The 2,553-nt window shown below is 73.6% G+C and carries 3 protein-coding genes and 2 pseudogenes; all 5 read right to left on the reverse strand.

What is annotated here, in order from left to right; translation table 11 throughout:
* Positions 1 to 689 (reverse strand): annotated as a pseudogene (locus GJ632_RS20870) (cobyric acid synthase CobQ); the annotation flags it as partial.
* A complete protein-coding gene (locus GJ632_RS20875) occupies positions 689 to 1,396 on the reverse strand; it encodes a cob(I)yrinic acid a,c-diamide adenosyltransferase (RefSeq protein ID WP_191453927.1) in 708 nt (235 codons plus the stop codon). The pseudogene GJ632_RS20870 and the gene GJ632_RS20875, both read right to left, overlap by 1 nt.
* A gap of 41 nt (positions 1,397 to 1,437) precedes the next feature.
* The gene (locus GJ632_RS20880; protein WP_197428135.1) at positions 1,438 to 1,674 is read right to left on the reverse strand and encodes a hypothetical protein; all 237 of its coding nucleotides are present in this window, start codon (positions 1,672 to 1,674) and stop codon (positions 1,438 to 1,440) included.
* A gap of 180 nt (positions 1,675 to 1,854) precedes the next feature.
* Complete coding sequence (locus GJ632_RS24425; RefSeq protein ID WP_191453928.1) at positions 1,855 to 2,190, reverse strand: hypothetical protein; 336 nt, start codon at positions 2,188 to 2,190, stop codon at positions 1,855 to 1,857.
* Positions 2,191 to 2,326: 136 nt separating this feature from the next.
* Positions 2,327 to 2,553, reverse strand: a pseudogene (locus tag GJ632_RS24430) (cobyrinic acid a,c-diamide synthase); the annotation flags it as partial.

Below are 2,553 nucleotides of genomic sequence, written 5' to 3' on the forward strand. Positions count from 1 at the left end.
GCGCACGTCCTCGGGGACGAGTTCGAGCGTGCCGACCAGCGAGGCGAACGCGCCGCCGCGGTCGATGTCGGCGACGAGAATCACGTCGCGTCGGCGAAGCGCGCCGTCTCGACGTTCGCCAGGTCGCGGTCGTGGAGGTTTATCTCCGGATGGACCCCGCGCCCTCGGCGACGACCACGTCGTGTCGCTCGGCGAGTCGCGCGTGGGCCGCCGCGGCGGCGTCGCGGGCGCGGTGCCAGCCAGCCTCGTAGTAGTCGCTCGCGGCGTGGTTCCCGGCGGGGCGGCCGTTCACGACGAGTTGCGACTCCCCCTCGAGCGCGGGGTTTCAGGAGGACCGGGTTGTGGTCCGTCGTCGGCGTCACGCGGGCGGCGCGGGCCTGCACGTACTGGGAGACGCCGATTTCGCCGAACGCGTCGCCGGTGCGCGCGGTGTCGGCGGCGTCCGCGTCCGACGACCGCCGCCGGCGACGGCCGGCGCGACGGGCACCGCGCGGGCGTTGTTGCTCATGTTCTGCGCCTTGAACGGCGCGACGCTCACCCCCCCGGTCGGCGAACAGTCGGCAGAGGCCGGCGGCGACGGTGCTCTTTCCGACGTGACTCGCCGTGCCCGCGACGAGGAGCGTCCGCGCGCCGCGGGCGTCGCCGTCCTCGTCTCCGTCGCGTTCCGAACCGGACGCGCCGTCGCCCATCAGTACTCGGTTCCCTTCCGCGCCCGCGTCCCGGCGTCGAACGGGTGCTTGACCTTCCGCACCTCGGTCACCAGGTCGGCCGCGTCGAGGAGGAACGTCGGCTCCTCGTGGCCGCCGGTCAGCACGAGTTCGAGGTCGGCGGGTTTCGATTCGACCAGTTCCAGCACCTCGGCCTCGTCCACGAGGCCCATCTCGACGGCGTACAGCACCTCGTCCAGCACCAGCATGTGGACGCCGTCTTCCGGCGGGCCGTCGAGGGGGAGCGGTGCCGTCAGGTCCGCCTCGCCCGCGGCGTCGGCCAGTTCCGTCGTCCGCGCGAACGCCGCGCGCGCCTTCGCCGCGTGTTCGTCGTCGTCGGAGCCGTCCATGAGGCCCTTCCAGCCGTAGTGACCGGTGTTCTCGTGGGAGATGCCGGGGAGGGCCGCGATGGCGTTGTACTCGCCGCGCACGTCCTCGACGGAGTCGGCCCCGCCCTTCATGAACTGGAGGAGGTGGACGCGGTAGCCGTGGCCCGCGGCGCGGAACGCCATCCCCAGCGCGGCGGTGGTCTTGCCCTTGCCGTCGCCCCACCACGCCTGCACGAGACCGAACTCGTCGGGCGCGGCGGGTTCGATGTCGGCCGCCGCGGGCGAGACGCCGCCGCCGGGCGTGTTCCGTCGCGTCTCCGCGGGCGAGTCGGGTCGCTCGTCGCTCGTGCCGTCGCTCATGGGTGACGCTTCGCGCGGGCGGACAAGAAGGCGACGAGTTCTCAGACGCTGTCGAACCGGACCGGTTCGTCTGCGTCCCACGAGAGCGACAGCGCCGCCGACCACGAGAAGCGGTCGCTCCCGCACCCCGCGCCCGTCTCGGGGTTGAAGTACTCGCGTTCGAGCAACGACAGCGAGTCAGCGCGCACCCGGTCGGCCATCTCCGTCGCACCCATCCGCCGCAGGCGCGTTCGAGCAGCCAGTTCGTGTTCAGCCAGACCGGCCCGCGCCAATGACATCCACGACGGCGAGTGGTTCCACGTCGCGCCGCGAATTCACACCTCCGACTGCCGCGTCCTCCCGCCGGGGGCGACGAAGTCGTTCCCGCTCCGGGCGTTCCACGGGGCCGCCGTCCCGTGCGACGACGAGGGCCTCGACGCGGGGCACCTCGGCGGCGGCCGGTACGCGATGGTCGCCGGCTACGGCGACGAGACGGACGCCACCGGCGCACTGGTCGAGATAGACGCCGCCCCCGCGTCGGTCGAACCGACGGCCGACGTGACGGCCGAACGCGACGGGGCGACGGTGACGGTCACGTCGCCGCGGTACGGCGACGGCGAACACCCGCCCGACGCGACGGTGACGGCGACGCGCGTCGACGCCGCGGAGACGGTCCGACTGGTCGAACAGGTGATGCAGTCGGGCGGGTTCGCCGGCGGCCTGCGCGGGATACGGAACACGGTGCCGTTCTTCGAGTCCGGCGTCGAACGCGTCGTCCTCCGGACGGACGCGTCGCCGACGGCGTCGTGGGGCACGAGTCGACGACGCGGCGACTCCGCATCGACGGGGCGGCGTACGAGTTCGCGGTCGAACGCGCCGACGAGTCGGACTGACGGCGGGGGACCGTCGAGCGAACGCCGGCGGACCGCGGGGGACCGCCGGACGGACCGACTACCGCCGCGCCGACTCGACGAACGCGTCGAACGCGCCGGACTCGGCGTGGAAGTGCGCGTAGGTGCCGACCGTCCGGTGTTCGAGGAGGCCGTCGTTCGCGCCGTCGCGCCCGCGCCGCGGACCACCTCGAACGCGTAGCGGGCGTCGGGGGCGGCCGTCGCCGCCGAGTAGTGGAACTCGTGGCCGCGGACCGTCTCGCCCGTCGGCGCGAGCGGCGAGTCCCG

The sequence above is a fragment of the Halogeometricum sp. CBA1124 genome (assembly GCF_009741955.1).
Taxonomy (GTDB): Archaea; Halobacteriota; Halobacteria; order Halobacteriales; family Haloferacaceae; genus Halogeometricum; species Halogeometricum rufum.

Bases quoted from the DNA above. Each gene is read 5' to 3' on its own strand.
- GJ632_RS20880 (WP_197428135.1), bottom strand. From the start codon at position 1,674: ATGTCATTGGCGCGGGCCGGTCTGGCTGAACACGAACTGGCTGCTCGA.
- GJ632_RS20875 (WP_191453927.1), bottom strand. From the start codon at position 1,396: ATGAGCGACGGCACGAGCGACGAGCGACCCGACTCGCCCGCGGAGACG.